The organism is Paraburkholderia sp. 35.1, from assembly GCF_050436525.1.
GTDB classification, from domain to species: Bacteria; Pseudomonadota; Gammaproteobacteria; order Burkholderiales; family Burkholderiaceae; genus Paraburkholderia; species Paraburkholderia tuberum.
In genome coordinates, this window is the sequence record NZ_JBNDMJ010000002.1 from 2,949,988 (window position 1) to 2,968,785 (window position 18,798).

General features: G+C 60.2%; 15 protein-coding genes and 2 pseudogenes. 11 read left to right on the forward strand and 6 right to left on the reverse strand.

The window, feature by feature from the left end; genetic code table 11:
• Nucleotides 1-146 precede the first annotated feature (146 nt).
• Entirely contained in the window at nt 147-1,046 is a 900-nt protein-coding gene (locus OKW27_RS19405) for a LysR family transcriptional regulator (protein WP_090808726.1), read from the reverse strand.
• Nucleotides 1,047-1,275: 229 nt separating this feature from the next.
• On the opposite strand from OKW27_RS19405, the gene OKW27_RS19410 reads away from it, so the two are divergent.
• From OKW27_RS19410 to OKW27_RS19435, 6 genes and pseudogenes are all read left to right on the forward strand, one after another.
• The gene (locus OKW27_RS19410; protein WP_008917662.1) at nt 1,276-1,704 is read left to right on the forward strand and encodes a carboxymuconolactone decarboxylase family protein; all 429 of its coding nucleotides are present in this window, start codon (nt 1,276-1,278) and stop codon (nt 1,702-1,704) included.
• A 55-nt stretch (nt 1,705-1,759) separates the two neighbouring features.
• Entirely contained in the window at nt 1,760-2,728 is a 969-nt protein-coding gene (locus tag OKW27_RS19415) for a phytanoyl-CoA dioxygenase family protein (RefSeq protein ID WP_429334471.1), read from the forward strand.
• Nucleotides 2,729-2,993: 265 nt separating this feature from the next.
• A complete protein-coding gene (locus tag OKW27_RS19420; RefSeq protein ID WP_429334472.1) occupies nt 2,994-3,911 on the forward strand; it encodes an NmrA family NAD(P)-binding protein in 918 nt (305 codons plus the stop codon).
• Nucleotides 3,912-3,959: 48 nt separating this feature from the next.
• A complete protein-coding gene (locus OKW27_RS19425; protein ID WP_429334473.1) occupies nt 3,960-4,808 on the forward strand; it encodes an alpha/beta fold hydrolase in 849 nt (282 codons plus the stop codon).
• Nucleotides 4,805-6,385: an AMP-binding protein gene (locus tag OKW27_RS19430; RefSeq protein ID WP_429334474.1), complete on the forward strand. Its 1,581-nt coding sequence runs from the start codon at nt 4,805-4,807 to the stop codon at nt 6,383-6,385. The genes OKW27_RS19425 and OKW27_RS19430 overlap by 4 nt, the downstream gene beginning before the upstream one ends.
• A 210-nt stretch (nt 6,386-6,595) precedes the next feature.
• Nucleotides 6,596-7,330 (forward strand): annotated as a pseudogene (locus OKW27_RS19435) (IS5 family transposase); the annotation flags it as partial.
• A 971-nt stretch (nt 7,331-8,301) separates the two neighbouring features.
• Here OKW27_RS19435 and OKW27_RS19440 read toward each other — a convergent pair.
• Nucleotides 8,302-9,789, reverse strand: a complete 1,488-nt coding sequence (locus OKW27_RS19440) for an RICIN domain-containing protein (RefSeq protein ID WP_090808706.1) — start codon at nt 9,787-9,789, stop codon at nt 8,302-8,304.
• A gap of 1,131 nt (nt 9,790-10,920) precedes the next feature.
• Here OKW27_RS19440 and OKW27_RS19445 point away from each other — a divergent pair.
• The 4 genes from OKW27_RS19445 (at nt 10,921) to OKW27_RS19460 (ending at nt 12,833) form a co-directional block, all read left to right on the forward strand.
• Nucleotides 10,921-11,241, forward strand: coding sequence for a hypothetical protein (locus OKW27_RS19445; RefSeq protein ID WP_429334475.1), 321 nt, complete (start codon nt 10,921-10,923; stop codon nt 11,239-11,241).
• A gap of 34 nt (nt 11,242-11,275) precedes the next feature.
• Entirely contained in the window at nt 11,276-11,614 is a 339-nt protein-coding gene (locus tag OKW27_RS19450) for a hypothetical protein (protein WP_429334476.1), read from the forward strand.
• A 3-nt stretch (nt 11,615-11,617) separates the two neighbouring features.
• Nucleotides 11,618-12,121, forward strand: coding sequence for a tyrosine-type recombinase/integrase (locus tag OKW27_RS19455; protein WP_279613277.1), 504 nt, complete (start codon nt 11,618-11,620; stop codon nt 12,119-12,121).
• Nucleotides 12,122-12,527: 406 nt separating this feature from the next.
• Entirely contained in the window at nt 12,528-12,833 is a 306-nt protein-coding gene (locus tag OKW27_RS19460; protein ID WP_429334477.1) for a panthothenate synthetase, read from the forward strand.
• A gap of 92 nt (nt 12,834-12,925) precedes the next feature.
• Here the strand turns inward: OKW27_RS19460 and OKW27_RS19465 are convergent, their stop codons facing one another.
• Both OKW27_RS19465 and OKW27_RS19470 read right to left on the reverse strand, forming a co-directional pair.
• Nucleotides 12,926-13,273 carry a hypothetical protein gene (locus OKW27_RS19465; RefSeq protein ID WP_176078868.1) on the reverse strand — a complete coding sequence of 116 codons (348 nt, stop codon included), beginning with the start codon at nt 13,271-13,273 and terminating at the stop codon, nt 12,926-12,928.
• Between the two features lie 119 nt (nt 13,274-13,392).
• On the reverse strand, nt 13,393-14,460 hold the full coding sequence (locus tag OKW27_RS19470) for a methyltransferase (protein WP_429334478.1): 1,068 nt from the start codon (nt 14,458-14,460) through the stop codon (nt 13,393-13,395).
• Nucleotides 14,461-15,003: 543 nt separating this feature from the next.
• Between OKW27_RS19470 and OKW27_RS19475 the strand changes: the two genes are divergently transcribed.
• Nucleotides 15,004-15,990, forward strand: a complete 987-nt coding sequence (locus OKW27_RS19475) for an aldo/keto reductase (RefSeq protein ID WP_429334479.1) — start codon at nt 15,004-15,006, stop codon at nt 15,988-15,990.
• Between the two features lie 160 nt (nt 15,991-16,150).
• On the opposite strand, the gene OKW27_RS19480 is transcribed toward OKW27_RS19475, so the two are convergent.
• Nucleotides 16,151-16,906, reverse strand: a complete 756-nt coding sequence (locus OKW27_RS19480; RefSeq protein ID WP_429334480.1) for a tyrosine-type recombinase/integrase — start codon at nt 16,904-16,906, stop codon at nt 16,151-16,153.
• Between the two features lie 874 nt (nt 16,907-17,780).
• Nucleotides 17,781-18,794, reverse strand: a pseudogene (locus OKW27_RS19485) (IS91 family transposase); the annotation flags it as partial.
• Nucleotides 18,795-18,798 lie beyond the last annotated feature (4 nt).

The window sequence follows — 18,798 nt, forward strand, 5'->3', positions numbered from 1 at the left end:
CTCCTTTGGCTCGCCGCGCGAGCGGGTGATTTTCTGAACGTCATTCGCAAAGATAAACACACCACTTTGGCGTGTCAAGATGAACGAGAAGCGGATGACGAAAGGAGCAGCATGAACGAAGCTGTCGAGCAGTGCGATTGCGCGTATCACCCCGCCGCCGGCGACGCGATATCGCGCATGATGTCGAGCATCGAACGGTGGTAGGGCTTGTGAGGTCTATCGGCCCACACCAGCGACACCTCAGTTTCGCCTGAAGCCGGAACATCCTCGATGTCGACGAAGGCGACACCCTCCACGGGCAGGTATCGCGCCGAGTCCAGCATCAGACCGATGCCCAGTTCATGAGACACGAGGTTGAGCATCGTGTATGGATGGCGCGCTTGCTGGGTCACCCGCGGCGACAGCCCCGCCTCGCGGCGCGCTGTCTCGAACGCAGCGAACAGCGGCTGCGACATCTGCTGAGGGAACATGATGAGCGGGTATCGCGCGAGATCCGCGATACGAATTGAAGGCTGCGCCGCCACGGGCCACTTCGCCGGAACCGCGGCCACCACACGCAGACGCTCGATGACCACGCTTTCCAAACCGGAGACGTCCGCCGAGCTGGTGACTACCACGCCCAGGTCGATGCTGCCGTTTTTCACGCTGGCGACGGTCAAAGCACTGCCGCGCTCGATCAACCGGACGTCAACGCCCGGCCATTGCTTGCGAAGCCCCTGAATGGCTAGCGGCATGATTCGCAGCGCACACATCGGCACGAACGCTACGCTCAGGCTCGCCAGTTCGTCGGCGGCTTGCCGCACGCGCCGTTCGGCCAACTCCGCTTGCGCGATCAGCGGCTTCGCTTCCGCGAGCAACGCGGCTCCGGCGGCTGTGAGCGAAACGCCTCGCGGTGTACGTTCGAGCAGCTTGATACCGAGCTGCTCCTCCAGCCGCATGATCGACTGGCTGAGCGGCGGCTGCGCCATGCCCAGGCGCGCAGCCGCACGGCCAAAGTGCTGGGTCTCCGCGACCGCAACGAAGTGTCTGAGATGCCGCAATTCCATGACGTGATATGGCTTTGATATCGGGTGTCCCCAGCATATTGCCTTTGTCCCGTTGCGGTGCACTACGGACGAACCCTGGTCATATCGGGTGCGCACTATCTTGACGTCCAGCACCGTTCAACATACATTTTAGAATGTCGTTCCACAATACGAACAATGACCAAGGCGGCTCGGGTGAGTCGCATCCGCTATCAATAGCCGCGCCGCCGCGGTTAAACAGGAGACACAAGTGAAGAGCCTCGAAGAAAAACTTGCCTATGGTTTAAAGGTATTCGGCGAAATCATGGGTGAAGACAAGGCAGCCGGCTTACGGGCCGCAAGCGAGTCCACCGGCTTCGGATCCGACATTTCACGCCTTGCCATCAACTACGCGTTCGCGGATGTCTGGGGCGACGACAAACTCGAGCGCAAGCAGCGCAGCCTCGTCACGCTGGGCATTCTCATCGCGAGCCGGCAGACGCTCGAACTGAAGAACCACGTCCGCATTGCCGTGCGCAACGGTCTGAGCGCACGCGAACTCGAAGGGGTGCTGATTCAGGCGCTTCCGTATGCCGGGTTCCCAGCCGTCGCCTCCGCGACCACGGCCGTTCTGGAGACACTGCGGGAACTTGGCATCGACACCACGACCCGCACTTCGGAAGAACGCGGATTGCTGTGAGCCGACATCAGAGCGCCCCCGCGACCAAAGGAGACAATTTATGAGCACACCAGGCGTGGATATCGTGCCGACGATGCGCGAATTCAACGTTTCCAATGACCTTCTCGACAATCACGCCGAGTTGCAAGAACGCTGGAACGAAGACGGCTACCTGTTCTTTCGCGACGTTCTCGACCACGAGCCGCTGGAGCGCATGCGCGGTCTGCTTGTTGATCACCTCGACAGCAACGGCTTCGTGGACCGCAACGACCGAGACGTGCGATGGACTGGCAAAGACCGCGAAAATTTCAGCTTTTTTCCCGTGAAGGCGATGAACGAGCAGCGTGCGGCACGCACCGTGATGGAAAACCCCGCAGTTCGTGCATTCTTTCAGCGGCTCTTCGGCGTACCGCTTTATTGGGTACCTTTCACCGAATACCGCACGTCGCCGCCCGCTATCGACAAAAGCCGCACACGGTTCGACTTCATTCATGAAGATGCGATCTACAGCGACCGCCTCGATTTCATTATCTGCTGGATTCCGCTCAGCGATATCGATGCGCAAGTCGGCGGACTGGCCGTCGCGGAAGGATTGCATAAGCTTGCATGCCTGCACAGGAAGGACGGCGACAAAATCGTTCCCATCGATCTCGCGAGCGTGCCAGAAGACGCATGGCGCCGCACGAACTACCGCTTGGGCGACGTCCTGTTGATGAGCCGACGCACGCCGCACTCTGGTCTCAGCAATCATTCGGACCGTTTTCGTCTGTCACTCGACACGCGCATCCTGCCGCACGGCGGAAGTTTCCCGTTTGAGCCCCGGCTGCCCTATGTGGGCACGCTGACGTCGATCGCATCGGACCAGATCGTCGTGCGCGACGTGCATGGTGAACATGTGTTGCGACTCGACGACACGAGTTATCTGCGCGGCCTCCAGGGCAACCGCCTGCGCGCAGACGAAATTGCCGGGGTTTATCAGCCGGGATCCGAGGTGATCGTTGCACATGAAGGCGGCCTCGTTCAAACGCTGCGCCCGCAGCATTGATCGTCGTGTCAGGCGCAAAGACGAAGCTTCGTCTTTGCGCCTCGCGCCATTCGCCTTGCCCTTTGGCCTGGCAATTCCGAAGCATCGATCACGGGCAGCCTTTGCTCGCGGTTTTATGAACATCGTGCTAATATCGGAACGATACGCTTGTGAACAACCAGGCCGCGAGCCTGCAATGGCTGTCACAGGGTTAGCGGCATCGCGCGCAAGCCGCCCAGGCGTGACACGCCTGGCCAACGTCTAACGTTCGACCTCAGGACAAGTCATGATCGATTCATCCGCCGCGGTACTCGTCATCGGCGCCACTGGCGCACAAGGAGGCGCCGCGGCTCGCCATCTTCTTGCGGCAGGACGCAAGGTACGCTTCCTGACACGCAATCCAGACTCGCCGGCTGCGCGGGCACTCGTCGATATGGATGCGCAGGCGCTACGGGGAGATCTGGACGACCGCGACTTGCTCGCAAAAGCGATGGAGGGCGTCGGTTCCGTCTTCTCCGTTCTCCTGACTGATTTTGATCGCAGCGACAGGGAACGCCGCCAGGGTTTTGCGCTCGTCAACGCAGCGCGCAACGCGGAGGTCCCGCAGTTCGTTCACACGTCCGTGGCGCAGGCCGGCAATCATGAGACGTTTCCTGGCTGGAGCGAGAAACGTTGGAACCGAAAATACTGGACGGACAAATGGGAAGTGGAAGAGGCCGTTCGCGCCGCGGGTTTCGAATCATGGACGGTCTTGCAACCGGCATTCATGATGGACAACCTCGCTGAGCCGAAAGCGGGCGCGATGTTTCCGCACCTGCGCGAAAGCTTGCTGCTCAGCGCGTTGCTACCCGACGCGCGACTCGACTGGATTGCCGCCGACGACGTGGGCGCGCTCGCGGCCAGCGCGCTAAACGATCCGCAACGCTGGCACGGTGAGACTGTGCCGCTGGCGTCGGAAAGACTCACGATGTCTGAAGTTGCGAATCGCCTCGGCAACGTTCTGGGCGCACAGATCAACGTTTCGCACGTGTCACCGGATGAAGCCCGAGCAAAAGGTCTCGCACCCGGATGGGTGAATGCACAGGAATGGATCAACGCGGTCGGGTACCGCGTCGATATCGATTCGCTTTCCAAACGTGGTGTCCAGCTCACCCCGATGGTGGACTGGATCGATGCGAATCGACAGCACATCGTACTCGCATAGCTGGTCGATGGACCGCGTGTGCAAGCCTCAGGTAATGGAAAATCCGCAATGAATGATCGTGTCCCCTCATGGTTCGACCACGCCATGGCCCAGCCGCGTCGATCTCACTTCACCGAAGGCGGCGGGGTGACTGTCCATTATGTCTCGTGGAACGCCGCAGACACCGGTAAGCCGCCACTTGTCTTCGCACACGGTTTTCTCGGGCACACGCACTGGTGGGACTTCATTGCGCCCTTCTTCACCGATCGCTTTCGCGTCTTTGCTCTGGATTTCCGCGGCATGGGCGACAGCGCCTACAGGCAGGAATACAGCGCCGACGTTTTCGTGCGCGACCTCGTCGCTGTCGTGGATGCAATCGGCTCTGGACCGTGCGTCGCGGTGGGCCACAGTTTCGGCGGATCGCGTCTGCTCCAGGCGTGCGCGACCTTTCCCGATCGTCTCTCGCATGCAGTCGTGCTCGATTCGTATTTCATGCTACGCGGCGAAACCTTGCCTGCAGTGGAACGACGCCCGCCGCCCCGCCCCTATCCGGACTGGAATACTGCACTCAGTCGCTTTCGACTCATCCCGGAACAAGATTGCGAGCCGTGGCTGCTCGAGCATCTCGCGCGGACATCACTTCGTCAAACCGCCGACGGCTGGGTATGGCGCTTCGACCCGAAGTTGCGGAATCTCCAGCCGGTCGAAGGCGAAGAAGACCTGCTGACCCGCATCGCGGTTCCGGTCAGCTACGTTCACGCCGAGTGCAGCAGCGTAGTCAGCGCCGATCGCGCGCGCCGCATCGTAGCTGCGATTCCCGGCGCGAAGGGTCCCATCACGATGCCACGCGCAGGCCATCACATGATGCTTGACCAGCCACTCGCGCTGGTGAGTCTCTTGCGAGCATTGCTAGCATGAATTCCAATCTGCGCGAATCGAAAACTGCGCCGTGGTCGAGCGGTTTGCCTCTTGCGGCCCTGATTGCGCGCGCCGTCGAAAAGCACAGCGCGACGCCACTCCATTTTCATACCCAGGCCGGTGCCTACACTTGCACCACCGAGTCCCTGCTGCGCGACGCGAAAGAGATTGGCAAGGCACTCACAGCCCTCGGTCTGCGTCGAGGCGATGTGATCGCGATACAGCTTCCCACACAGCGCGAGACTGCGCTTCTGTATCTGGCTGCACTGGAGATCGGTGCGGTACTCGTGCCGATCGTACACATCTACGGTCCCGCCGAAGTCGGCTTCATCCTTCGACAATCCCGCGCCCGCGTTCTGTGCGTGCCCGATTTCTGGTCCCGAACCGACTACCTGGAGCGTGTCGCCGCGCTCGGCGACACGCCCGACCTCGAGCGCGTGATCGTCGTTGGCGATCGGGCGCCCTCGAACGGCATCACGTTTGGCGCGCTGCAGCGACTCGCCGCGACAACGCATGAACAACGCCCTGCCGACCCGCCAACGTCGGAAGACATCTGCCTGCTGCTGTACACGTCAGGAACGACAGCTTCGCCCAAAGGCGTGCAGCACTCTCATCGCACAGTAGGCGCAGAGTGGCAGATTCCGTTCATCGATGGGCCTGGGCCGTACCTCACGCCCTTCCCTGCTGGCCATATTGCAGGCTTCAATTTCCTGTTGCGTCCATTCATTACAGGCACCGAGATGGTGTTCATGGACCGGTGGGACGCCTCGCTTGCCGCGCGACTGGTCGATGAGTATCGCGTGCGCCTTTCGGGCGGCACACCGTTTCATCTCCAGGGGCTCCTCGAAGCCGCCCGCCGCGACGGGCGCAGCCTGGCGTCCCTCGCTTCTTACGGTCTGGGCGGCACGGGTGTCACGCCGGAGCACGTCGCCATGGCCGATCGGGCCGGCTTCGCGGGCACCCGCGCGTACGGGCTGACCGAGCAATCGACAGTGAGTGTCGGCTGGGCCGATTCGCCTTTTGATATCCGGGCTTGCACGGACGGTCGCATTCAACCCGGCTCGCAGGTGCGCGTTGTCGATGAGTTGGACAGCGACCTGCCTGCCGGACGCGACGGCGAGATTCTGATCAAAGGACCGGAGCTGTTTGTCGGCTACACCGACCCGGCGCTCAATGCGGCCGCGTTCACTCACGACGGATGGTTCCGGACCGGCGATATCGGCCGTCTCGACGCAAACGGCTGCCTGACCATCACGGACCGAAAGAAGGACATCGTGAATCGCGGAGGAGAAAATATATCGTCGCTCGAAGTAGAGCGAGTACTTGCCACTCACCCGGCCGTGCGCGATGTCGCCGTCGTGGCGCAGCCAGACGCACGATATGGCGAAAGAGTCTGTGCGGTCGTCGTCTTGCACGAACGCACGTCGCTCGACCTGATCGCAGTCCAGACCCACTTTGCCGGCGCGAACGTGGCGAAGCAAAAGACGCCCGAGCAACTTTGCATCGTTGCAGAGCTGCCGCGCACGCCTTCGGGAAAGGTGCGAAAAGGCGATCTGCGCAAGCAACTTTCCGCGTAGTAGCAAATCAGCTGGTGCTTATCGAGCGGAGCCGTCCCGGCGCGACTTGAAAAACCGATCTCGTTGCATTGACACCTGATCGGACGAAACGAGCCGATCGTAGATCGCACGCGCTGCGGCCATGCCGGCATCGAAATCGGGCGACTCGGCCGCGGCGGCGATGGCATCCAGACACTGCCTTTCTATTGCATCGCTACAGCTGAGGCGTGAGCGCGGTTTAGGACCTTGATGAACAAGGACGCACCGTAACGCCGTTACGAACTGCGCGAGATGTTCAACGCGCTGCGCTGGATCGTACGCGCGGGTGCACCATGGCGTTTGTTGCCAAATGACTTTTCGCCCTGCGAACTGGTCTACCAGCAGACGCAACGCTGGATTCAGGCCGGCTGTTTCGAGGCTATGGTCAATGACCTGCGTTCGATCATCCGGATCGCGCAGGAGCGTCGTGGCCAACCCAGCGCGGTCATTCTCGATGGACGGAAGCTGCAGTCGACCTGCGAAAGTGGACCTCGCGCCGGTTACGACGGTTACAAGCGCAAACGCGGCAGCAAGGTCCACATGGCGGTTGATACTTTGGAGCAACTGCTTGCTGTGCATGTTACGCCGGCCAACGAACAGGAACGCGCGCAGGTCGGAGAACTGACCCGTCAGGTTCAGCAGGCCACCGGCCAGACGGTCAAGGTGGCGTTCGCGGACCAGGGATACACCGGCGAAGAGCCTGCGCAGGCAGCACTCAACGAAGGAATAGAGCTTCAGGTAATCAAGCTGTCGGAGGCGAAAAAGGGCTTCGTTCTGTTGCCGCGCCGTTGGGTGGTCGAGCGCAGCTTCGGCTGGCTCAACCGCTTCCGCCAACTGGCCAGAGACTATGAGCGATTGCCTGAAACCTTGGCCGGTTTGCACTTCGTCGTTCTCCGTGCTTATGCTTGTTCACTTTGCAGCCCTTAACAAAAATGCCTAACACCCTCTAATTCTTTATTGTTTTGACTGTGACGTCACTTCGCCTGAAAAGCTACAACCAGCATAGGCCATGCGCGTGAAATAGCAATTGTGGCGCTTTGGTTTTTTCGGACGCGGATTGGGATAAAACGTAGGATGCAAACGGGAGTGGTTGATGTTGAAGAAACTGATTCCGAGACGCTTCAACTCTCATGCCGAGCCACAAGGATCGGCGCTTTCCCGAAAGCCGAGTGTCCACATTGGGTCGAGGGCGTGTGAAAACGCAGATTGAACGCGACGTTCGAGAAAGTCGGGCCGCCAGATTGCGCTGTATTGGCTTGACGGTGACTCGGTAAGGGTAAAACGACACCCGAAAACCGAGTACTTTTGCGTTTTCACACGCCCTCGGTTGATTTCATCCATTGACCAGGATAGTGGCTGCCACTCAACGTAGCCGCCGGATTACCGGTCCTTCCGGATCATTGAACGGGCATTTCAGTGTCAATTGCCGAACGTCCGCACTGGGTCGTTAGCTGACTTTGACACGCACCTTGGCTGAGCCGCTCGGACATTCTTGCTGAACGCGGTTCCGCGCCGATGTAATCGGGCTGTTCTCACCCAGTGTGGGCCCGTTCTCATCGAATGGGGTCCGGAGTACGGCGAGATTCTCAACTGATGCGGTCCCGACGTCAGGACGACCCGAACTGGTATCAGGGGGCGCCCTACATCGCGGAGGTGGTCGTGTTCAATGAGCGTGAGTTGGCGCACTGTCATCCTCACGAAAGCAATACATTCACACTCGGGCTTGCCATATTCAAGACGGGATGCACTGACGCTTACCGAATATGAGTTCTGACAGAATCGGATGCGGGTGGGGAGACGGAAGCTGCAACAACTTTCCGTGTCGACTCACCCGGCAGCGGAGCTATAAAGCCCCGCGTGGAACGCCCGCATCTTCAGATTTGCCTGGCAGCTTGCGATCAGGGGGCGAGAACTTGCCACTGCTGGCTTTGCAAACCTTCGTATTGCCAAAGGTCTGCATTTGCACCAGAAGCCGTCGAGCCACCCTTGACATCGAGGCACGAACCGGGCGCGTGGGCCGGACACAGACGGTAATACTGCGAGCCGGTCGAGATGACACGCCAGATCTGATTGGCGGCACCGTGGTAATTCCACACCAGAACCTGCGCCCCGTCTCCGGTACCCGCTCCGCTCACGTCCATCGCCAGGCTGCTACTGGCGGCGGCGACCTCATATTCGCCATTGCCCAGATTGACGAAGCTCCACAGTTGGCTTGTCGACCTCGTATAAGGAGTTTGCGTCAGCAAGCTGCCGTTTGCCTGGCCGGCCGGTGCCAGCGCCAGCCCGCTCGATCGGGATACGATCTGATATGTCCCGTCCGGAATCGGCCCGACGCCTCGTGCACTACCATGACCCTGCACTGAATAGTTCGCACCGACCGTGTAGGAGCCGAAATTGTCGATCTGCCACCAGCTATTGGCGAGCGCCGTATTGCCGGCGAGCGTGCCGGTTCCACTGCGGGTGATGATGCCTTCATTGGTGTTGCCAATGGCTGTATTGCCGACTATCGTTCCAGTCGTGGACTCCATGTCGAGACCGCTCATGGACAGACCGTTGTAGTTTGCAGTGCCAGGCGCGGTCGAGCCGTTGAAACTCAGGTCGTTGTTCGAGACGGTGAGATTGGCAGGAGTTTGCTGGGCATGAATACCCAGCCGATAGTTGCCGACGAATGTCGAGTTATCGACAGTGATCGCGTTGCTCCCCGGTCCGTTGATATGCAAGCCATCGCCCGCCCACGAGTTCAAGAAGCGCGAGTTGGTAATCGTCACATTCGTCGAGCCCCATAAATACGCATTGTGCCAGGCAAGGCCGTCGTTACCGTGCACCATAATGCCGCTATCGTGAAAGTAGGAGCGATCGATGGTCAGTCCATTGATGGACCCGGTTGCCATTCCTTCCGCCGTGTTCCTCACCTCGACGTTCAGAATCTTCAGGTTGCTCGCGTCGACAAGCTCCAAACCCTTCGCGGCTTCGTTGAGGCCACCGCCCGCCACCGAGTAGGCGTTGTTAGGATCAAAAGCCGCGGATTTCGGAACCTGTCCGTCAAGCACAAGGTTCGAGATGGTAATGTCGTGCAGGCTCCTCTGGCCATTCACAAGGATTAGGTTCCATACATAGGGCGTCGACGGTCCTTGAATCACCGTTGCGGCACCTTGGCCCGTCAACGTGATGTTGCTGCCCGGGATCTGGATCGAACTGCTCAAGGTCCAGACGCCCGCGCCGAGCGTAACGGTGCCGCCACCCGCTGCCGCTACCGATTGAAGTGCGCTCTGAATGCTCTGCCCGGGCTGAACGGTGGCGTCCAGCGCGTGCGCGCCCTGCGTCGGCAACAAAGCAGAGAGAGCCAGAGACGTTACTAGACTAATTGACCATCGTTTACTTTTCATGGCGAGCTCTGAAAAAATCGACGTACTGAGATGGAGGCGCCGTGGGGTGGCGGCAGAAGAGGCCAGGAGAAGGAGCACGATTGGGACCGTCAAGAGCCATGCTTCGTGCTTGATGCGTCGTCGCGATCAAGCGGTTTATCGTCATCCGCGGGCCGGACTTGAGGGGCCTTTCATAAATTTTGTGTTCAAGGCATAACATGTAGCTCAAGGAGCATGTATGCCACGCAAACCCAAAACGGCCCCCCAGGCCCAGCCGGCCTTACCGTCAATTCCAAAGGAACTAAGGAAACACTGATTTATCTGGCTCGGTCGCGACAGCATTGCGTTGCGCGCCATTCCTCGCTGACCCCTGATAGGGCTGAAGATCCGCTGTATTGGGCGGTCATTGCAGTGAAGCACTTCCCACAGCAGACGGCAGTAATATTCGGCCAATAGTTCACGCGCTTCTGAACGTCTTCCTTCAACTCGCCGCATTCATCGCAGCGATCCAGGACACTGACCTGCAGCGGTCGGGAGCGCCACTGTTCGAGCGCGTTCATGTCAGCAGCCCTCGTGTTGATCTGCGACGCCGACGGCGATGATGTTCGCGGCCATCTTCCGCAGTTCTGACGACGTTGGATCATCTCGGTGCAGCTCGAGTAAATCTCTTGCGTTCATGCTCATCGTGGCCCTCACTGGATACAGATGTGGCTAAGGTCAACAGTCCGGCGATGTACGTTCTTGTTCAGCCAGGGGACGAACGTGTACTCGTCGTACGCGTTGCTACCGATATGAATCCAGTGCAGAACATTTAACATGGCGCCACTTACTGTAAATGAAATCCCAAAGTCCATGGAATCAAGATAGACGGACGACCCAAAGAAAACCATTCTACGAACGGTCGCTGCAATCCTCCGTTGGCATAGCGCATTCATACGTTTGGATACCTCGATGGCATCCAGGAAGTGAGTGTTCGAGTCGGCGATGTACCGGGAGCCAGTCATACGCAGGTGACCGTGTCGACGTTGCCGGGAGACAGCATGCCACTCACGAAGTCTGAAGGCGACGTGGTTGCCGATCTTGATGTTTGGGCCTGTCAGATCTGTTGTCCAGTGTGGCATTTTCCGCCAGCGGGCAATCGACATTCGCATGTTGCTCGAGACGCAGATCACCGACAACACGATCCGATTCAAGCCGTCAAAGACGGCCGGCACGAGTGGCAAGGTGCTGGACGTTGAGATCACGCTGCAGATCCGCGCGGTGATCGATCGCGCGAAGGCGATCAAGAAGAAGTACTTGATCACCAGCCCATACCTGTTCCCCACGCAGAAAGGCGGGGCGTATTCGAAGACCGGGCTTCATTCGATGTGGCGCCGCGCAAAGGATCGCGCCAACGTCACTGACAGCATCCAGTTCAAAGAGCTGCGGGCGCTCGGTGCAACAGACGCCGCAAAGGCCGGGAAAGGTCGGTGACTGTCACGCTGACAGCATCCGACGGGCCGACATCATGTCCGTGCTGGATACCGTCAAGGCGCGCGGTGCCGCGCGTCTGGCCAACCGGCTGCTCGCCGAACTGAGGCAGATGTTCGGCTTTGCACTGGTGCGCGAGATTGTGGCGGCCGATCCGACGACCGGCATCGAAAAGAAACACGTTGGTGGTCAGGAGGAGGAACGCGAACGTGTGCTGTCGGAGGCCGAAATCCGCGCGTTGTCAGCCAGACTCGCCGACGCCAATCTGCTCAAGTCGACGCAGCACGCTGTATGGGTCATGCTCGCGACGCTCACGCGGATCGGCGAACTGACCCGCGCGCGCCGTGCCGACATCGATCTGGCAGCGGGCACCTGAATCATTCCGGCGGACCACTCGAAAAACGCGAAGGAGCACACGATCTACCTAAGCGAGTTTGCCAAGACCCACATGCGGGCGCTGCTCGAACTCGGCGGCGATGAAGTCTGGCTCTTCCCGGCCGCCCGGCACGACGGGCCAGTGTGTTCCAAGTCCATTACGAAGCAGATCTATGACCGCCAAGGCGCGGCAAGCGGCACGCCGTTGCAGCACCGCAGCCAGCACATCGACGCGCTCATCTTGCCAGGCGGACGGTGGACCCCTCACGATCTGCGCCGAACGGGCACGACGCTGATGGGCGAGCTCGGCGTCCATGGCCACGTGATCGAGAAGTGCCTGAACCACCTCGAACAGAACAAGATCAAACGCACCTATCAACGGGCGGTCCGGCAGCAGGAACAGGCGGACGCATGGCGCCTGCTCGGCGCACGCCTGGAACTCCTGATGGATATCCCGTCGAACGTCGTGCCACTCCGGCAGGACGCCGCGCTCTCCGTGGCCGCATAAAACCTACGGCGAAAGGTGTTCTGCGCGCCGTACGCGCGGACGCTTGCAGTCTTCGTCTCGCGCTCAGGCGATTCGCCGCTCAGCCCCATAACGGCCTGCCTAGTGCTCAGAGACTTGCGAACGAATTCGGTCAAACCTTTGATGACGCGGAACCGAATAAATTGGACTTGCCGGATTTGCGACGCGAATTTGTTGGATTCGCAGAAGGGTGAGATTGGCACACGTTGCGCCCGTTGCGAATGGCTGCCGTCGCCAATTGTTGCCGCTCCGCGTCAATTCACTGGTTTCCGATGCTCAGTACCGTTCCGCACCCATACGCGGGAATATTGCCGAGCCCACGAAAGCAACATCGGAGATCTCTTATGCTTGAAGAGTTCTTTCAGGGCCTTAGGCAAGGAGAATGACCATGCGCATGCTTCTCAACATACGGATTCCCCACGAGCCATTCAATGCTTTTGTGCGCGATGGCACCATCGAGGAAGTGATGGCAAAGATACCTGAAGCGATGAAACCGGAAGCAGCCTATTTTACGGAGCAAAGCGGAGGACGCGGAGCCATCCTCGTCATCAACCCTGATGAGCCATCGCAGATTCCCGCATTTGCTGAGCCGTGGTTTCTCACGTTCAACGCCGACTGCGAGTTTCGCGTTGTGCTGCTACCGGAAGACCTGCAGAAAGCCGGGTTGGAGATGCTCGGATCGAAGTGGAAATAGCAGGCGCTGCATGCCGCGGAGCTGGGCCGCAGCACCGCCAATGAAGCCTTGCGGTCCGCCTTGTCGCGTCAAGAACAGGCTCTCTTACCAACCTAACGCTGACGGATCGCCGAGTACAAGTTCGCTACCAATCGCGCGGCGACCATGTGCAGGGACTGAGCCGTGGACAAGGTGCGGAACCCCTCCTGAAAATCCCATGAAGCAATGAGGGGGTGCCCGAGCGTCCTGACGAATGCTCTGCGCATTCTTTCGGTATCGCCAAATCCGGTCTCTCTGGCGATCACCGCAAGTGAGAGTTCCCCGGTATCGACGAGGCTGCGAGCGGCATCGACCCGCAGGATGAGCAAGATCGACAAGGTTTTGTACACCAGCAAGACGCGTACGTCGTCGGGCGTCCGCGACGGCGAAAGATAGCCGCCCGCGCCCGTGCCGAGATCCACCTCGGCGTCGACCGTCAGGTCGGCCGGCAGCGCAACCTACAACATCGACGTCGCGATCGACATCGTCTGAACGCCGTCTCCATTACGAAATGCGGTGCCTGGAGCGCGAGGGATGTGCGCTACTCGAATGCAACGAGGGCTTGCGGCGAAGGTGGCAGCGGCGTCACCGTTACGTTGGAAAAGCCGGCTTCGCGGCCCATTTGCTCGAGTTCGCGCGCGGTGTACGCGTCGCCTTGCGGCGTGGACGCAAGCATCATAAAGGAAAACGCGGCGGCGAACGGCGGCGACACGCGATCCTCGTCGGGAACAAATTCCACCGCGAGCGCTCGCCCTGCGGGACTGAGGCTCCTGCGGACTTTCGAGAGTAATTCCACGCAGGTTGGCGGATCGAAGTGGTGCAGGAAGTTCGTGATCAGCGCCAAATCGAAATTCGTACCCCAATCGACTTCGAACGCACTGCCGGCGACCGTGCGGTAACGCGAACTGACACCGGCCGCTGCGGCTTTCTGCGTCGCGACCTCGAGAACCGGTTGCCAGTCGGTCGCCACGATTTCCGCGCCGGGGATCGCTTCGGCGATCGCGATTCCGAACAGCCCATGCCCGGCTGCAATGTCCAGCACGCGCTTCGGTGCCTGAGGCCGCGCACTCACGTGTTGCGCGATGCTCTGTGCGGTTTGTGTCACGAACGGTGCCATCGCACGCGCAAACTTCACCCAGACGGGATGCTCGGGCGCTATGTTGCCCAGCCCTACGGCTCCTCCGTTGCGAACGAACGCGGCGGGGTCGTCCAGCCACAGTGCCGTCATTTCAGGAGCCGCCAGGAAATCCACGATGCTCCCCATCCAGGCCGGCGAGGAAGTCGTCAGGAATGCGGTGGTCGACGGCGTCAATCGGTACTGTCCCGTTTCCTTCTGCAGAAACCCGTGCACGGTCAGAAAGTCGCAGAGTATGCGCACACCGCGCTCGGCGGCCTTTACCCGCTCGGCTATACGCTTAACGTCGCCGTGCTCGTCCGCTATCGCGGTGAACAGATCGAGCTCGACGGCGGCTTTCACCGCGGCAGTCTTCTGATAGGCTATCGCGGCATCGACGAAGGCCTGCGGAGAGATGTCGTCCATGGTCGGTAGCCTATCGTGAGATACCCTGCAAACAGATGTTTGAATCGAATCTTTCTTGGCGGTTTTCAACGCGTTTGTGCAGCATGGGGCTTCTGATAAGCCTAGTCGAATAATGGCTGCGCGTCGAACCTCTGATTGGAGCGGGGGCGAGCGACCACTCCGCGGGCCTGCGCGGATTCGGCGAAACCCCGATTTCGTGGCGCTGGCGCGCTCCGTTAGTCTCGGCCGGAACCCGAATTTCTGGGTTCGGCCGTCTTCAGCCCTTCGACCGCGCGCCGTGGCGGACATTCGGATGTCGGCTCGGAGCCGGACATCGGAGGCTCGCCGGCCGGCCATCATGTAACTCGTAGCCATTGATCGAACGATTACCCCGAGATCAAGGCAGGCACGCCGGCATGTAATCGCGCGCGGTTAACACACGGCTTGAGTGCGCTGCCGGAGTCGATAGGCTAAACACCGGCTGGGTTTAAGGTCTGTCTTGGTCGAGAAGAAGTTACGACTCTCATTGCGCGCCTGTCCGGAACAATCAGGCAACGAATCAAGAGGATCTGACTAACATCCCCTTCCTGCATGTGCCATCGTAAACGGAGCACTTTTCGATGGAGGAGCAGCATGCTTAAGACTCGGAAGCTTGGACGTGAAGGACTTGTGGTGTCGGAGATCGCGCTGGGCTGCATGGGCATGTCCTTTGCATACGGCACGCCGGACGACGAGGAATCGGTCGCAACGATCCATCGGGCGATCGAACTGGGTTGTACGTTTCTCGATACTGCGGAAATCTATGGCCCATTCACCAACGAAGAACTGCTCGGCCGTGCGTTGAAGGGGCGCCGGCACGAGGTCACGATCGCGACCAAGTTCGGTTTTGCCTTTGAAAATGGTGTGCGCGGCCTCAATAGCCGCCCCGAGCACATCAAGGCAGTGATTGATGCTTCGCTAAAGCGCTTGCAGACCGATCACATCGATTTACTGTATCAGCATCGGGTCGATCCCGATGTGCCGATCGAAGATGTTGCGGGCACGGTGAAGGACGCGATCGCGGCCGGCAAGGTGCGCTTTTTTGGCTTGTCCGAAGCGAGCGTCGATACCATCCGGCGGGCGCACGCGGTGCAACCGGTTTCCGCCTTGCAGAGTGAATATTCGCTGTTCGAGCGCGGTGTCGAAGACAAGGTCTTGCCGGCGCTTCGTGAACTCGGCATTGGTTTTGTGCCATATAGTCCGCTTGGCCGCGGGTTTCTGACCGGCACGGCGAAGCGGGCGGAAGAGTTGCCCGCCGATGACTGGCGTGCTGCCAACGATCCGCGCATTCAGGGCAGCAATTTCGACGCGAACATCAAACTCGCCGACTTCGTCAAGGCGCTGGCGAAGGACAAGTCCGTGACGCCGGGCCAGATTGCCCTCGCATGGCTGCTTCATCAAGGCAACGATCTGGTGCCGATCCCGGGCACCAAGCGGCGCAGGTACCTCGAGGAAAACCTTGGGGCGGCTTCAGTGACGCTCACGGCCGCCGAGCTGGAAAGCATTCGCGCTTTTCTCTCGCAGCACAAGACGGCGGGTGCGCGCTACCTGCCGGCGATGCTATCGAATCTCGATCAGTAGCGCAGCGCGGACGATCAGGCGAGCTCCGCGAGGCAAGCCTCGAGGGTGGCGATCAGGCGGTCGACGTCAGTCGTAGAGGTTTGGTTTGTTTTTATTGAGCGTGTTGTAGTACCTTCGGCAGTTCCACATTCTGATGCATTGGCGCTGGATGATCGTCAGGTCATCCAGTCGCTCCTGACGAGCGACAACGCAAATAGCAGCCTTGGCCAAGCGTGCTTGACTCGTACACCGTGAACGTCTGCTCTACCTTGGGGAAGAGCCGTAGATGGCTCGCCATGTCGAACGTCGGTTCAGGGTCGACCTTCGCCTGTCGGCGAGCCGACCGTGCCGGGTTGCTGCCGGTGCGGTGGCCCATGATAGTCTCGGCGTCGAGGATGGCCTTGATACGGCCGCGCACCCGGCGCGCGGTTTCCGCCTTTTTCGTCCAGATCGGCTGGAGAATCCGCACGATCATCGCGGTGTCGATATCGCGCACCCGGACCTCGCCGATCACCGGGTATGCGTACCTCTTGAGCGTATGACCCCACTGTTGGACATGCTTGCGGTTTCGCCACTCGGGCTCCCGCGCGCAGATGAACGCTTCGGCTGCCTCACGGAACGTCACGTTGGCATCCGCCGAGATATCGAGCAACTGTCGGCGCTGCTGCTCGCGCCGCGCGAGGGTGGGATCAATCTGGTCCCTGACCATCTCGCGGTAGCTGGCGGCCAGTTTCCTCGCCTCGCCAAGCGAGACTCGCGAAACCGGACCGAGGCCCATCTCCCTCAGGCGGCCGTCAAGCCTGAACCGGAACACCCACAAACGCGCGCCACTGTCCGCGATCTGCATGTAGAGACCACCGCCGTCGGCGTAATGGCCCGGGGCCACCTCCTTTGCGATCCGCAGTGCGCTGAGCCGGTGCAACTGTCGTCCTGACATGATTCCCTCCTACCCACTTACCCATCTTCCTACCCATACTTCGTGTGTAAATTGTGTGGGACCTTACCGGAATCAGCAAGCACGCCGTTACCCATAAACCGCTTTAAAATCAGCCGCCTAGAGGACGTTTTCGGAAGTGTGGAGTTCAGCAATTAATGTCGCGGTTTGACAACCAATTCGTGTCGTTTTTCACGGGTCGAACCGCCCGATTTCGCACCCGTCCGCTCCATGTCCAACCAATTCGTGTCGCCTTGACAGGCAGACACTTAAATTCTCGACGGTCTGTCCCTTTATGCGGCAAAGCAACGTCAATTCACTACGGCAAGGACTTCGGTGGCAGTTGGCCTAACTCTGTACCACCGTCGCGCCAATATCTTCGCTCCGATCGAGCGCACGCAGTCTCAACTGCATCTACCAGAGCGCTCATTCCCTGCTTTCGCTCGCGGACCATTATCGGTCAAAGGTGTTGTGCATCAGGCGTGAACTGACGGGCAAGTCGTCGGCCTTATGGAAAGCTTCGCATAAGGCAGAGGATTTTTAGCGAAGCGGAAGCGGCACGCCGGGATGATCGCAGGCACGGCACGAAATCCGCGTCCGCTTCGCTAAAAATTCTTTGAGCGAAACCGCTCCGCTTGCGCTGGCAGCTATGGGCATTGAATCAGGGTGGTGACCGCGATGTTGCAGATGGCGGTGCGGGATGGGCCGTGGAAGACGGTCCGTTGCTGCGCGTGAATTATGCGAGAGCGCTGGTGTGATTGTGACGGGCGGTGCGTTGTTGGCGGTGGCGCCGCGACGGCCGCGGCGCGGCCAAAGCGCTGCCGCAACCGGGCGACCGGTTGTCCGGGTTGGTGCGCGGAGAGTGAAGGCGCGGGCGTCACGGCACACCAGCGGGAGGTGCCCGCGGTCGGGCGTGATGCGGGATGAGTTCGATGCATACCATGTGTCCGCGCGCACACGCTGGACAGTCACGCAGGGACCGACCGGTGAGTCTGGCGTAGCGGTCACGATAGTCGTGGCTAAGCTCATCAGCGGCAGTCGCGCGCGGCGGTATGACCTTGAGCAGGCGTCGGCATTCGGCGAGTCCAGTTTCGCGGCGCCGGTTGCTGAGGAACCCGTAGTGACGGATACGCTGCAGTCCGCGCGGCAGCACGTGAAGCAGGAAGCGGCGGATGAACTCCGGCGCGTCGAGCTGCATCACGCGCTGGGCGGATTCATGGCGGTAGTCTTTCCAGCGGAACGTGACGTGTCCATCGGCCATGTCGATCAGGCGATTGTTCGAGATGGCGACCCGATGCGTGTAACGCCCCAGGTAGTCGAGTACCTGCTGCGGGCCGCCGAACGGTTCCTTTGCGTACACCACCCATTCCGCGCGTCGCGGGCCATCCAGATAACGGGCGAACGCCTTCCCGTGCTGCAGGGACGCGAGGGCGTTGAAGAACCGCAGGCGCCCGGTCTCAAAGGCACGCCGCAATCGCTCGAGGAACAGACGCCGGAACAGGCGTGATAGCACGCGCACCGGCAGGAAGAAACCAGGACGGCAGGCAATCCAGCGTGAGTGGTCCGGCGCGAGACCGCCGCCTGGCACCACGCAGTGCAGGTGTGGATGGTGCAGCAGATTCTGGCCCCAGGTATGGAGGATCGCGATCAAGCCGATGTCAGCGCCGAGGTGTTTGGGATCAGCAGCGATGGTCTGCAGTGTTTCGGCGGTGGCCTGGAACAGGATGTCGTAGACCACTGCCTTGTTCTGGTAGGCGATCGCCGCGATCTCTTGCGGGACCGTGAACACCACGTGAAAGTACGGTACCGGCAGCAGATCGGCCTGACGGTCGTCGAGCCATTGTGCGCGGGCAAGCGACTGGCACCTGGGACAGTGGCGATTCCGGCACGTAATG

Excerpts from the sequence above, each read along its gene's own strand:
- OKW27_RS19405 (WP_090808726.1), bottom strand. The coding sequence starts at position 1,046 with ATGGAATTGCGGCATCTCAGACACTTCGTTGCGGTCGCGGAGACCCAG.
- OKW27_RS19420 (WP_429334472.1), top strand. The coding sequence starts at position 2,994 with ATGATCGATTCATCCGCCGCGGTACTCGTCATCGGCGCCACTGGCGCA.
- OKW27_RS19425 (WP_429334473.1), top strand. The coding sequence starts at position 3,960 with ATGAATGATCGTGTCCCCTCATGGTTCGACCACGCCATGGCCCAGCCG.
- OKW27_RS19430 (WP_429334474.1), top strand. The coding sequence starts at position 4,805 with ATGAATTCCAATCTGCGCGAATCGAAAACTGCGCCGTGGTCGAGCGGT.
- OKW27_RS19440 (WP_090808706.1), bottom strand. The coding sequence starts at position 9,789 with ATGAAAAGTAAACGATGGTCAATTAGTCTAGTAACGTCTCTGGCTCTC.
- OKW27_RS19450 (WP_429334476.1), top strand. The coding sequence starts at position 11,276 with ATGTCCGTGCTGGATACCGTCAAGGCGCGCGGTGCCGCGCGTCTGGCC.
- OKW27_RS19460 (WP_429334477.1), top strand. The coding sequence starts at position 12,528 with ATGCGCATGCTTCTCAACATACGGATTCCCCACGAGCCATTCAATGCT.
- OKW27_RS19475 (WP_429334479.1), top strand. The coding sequence starts at position 15,004 with ATGCTTAAGACTCGGAAGCTTGGACGTGAAGGACTTGTGGTGTCGGAG.
- OKW27_RS19480 (WP_429334480.1), bottom strand. The coding sequence starts at position 16,906 with ATGTCAGGACGACAGTTGCACCGGCTCAGCGCACTGCGGATCGCAAAG.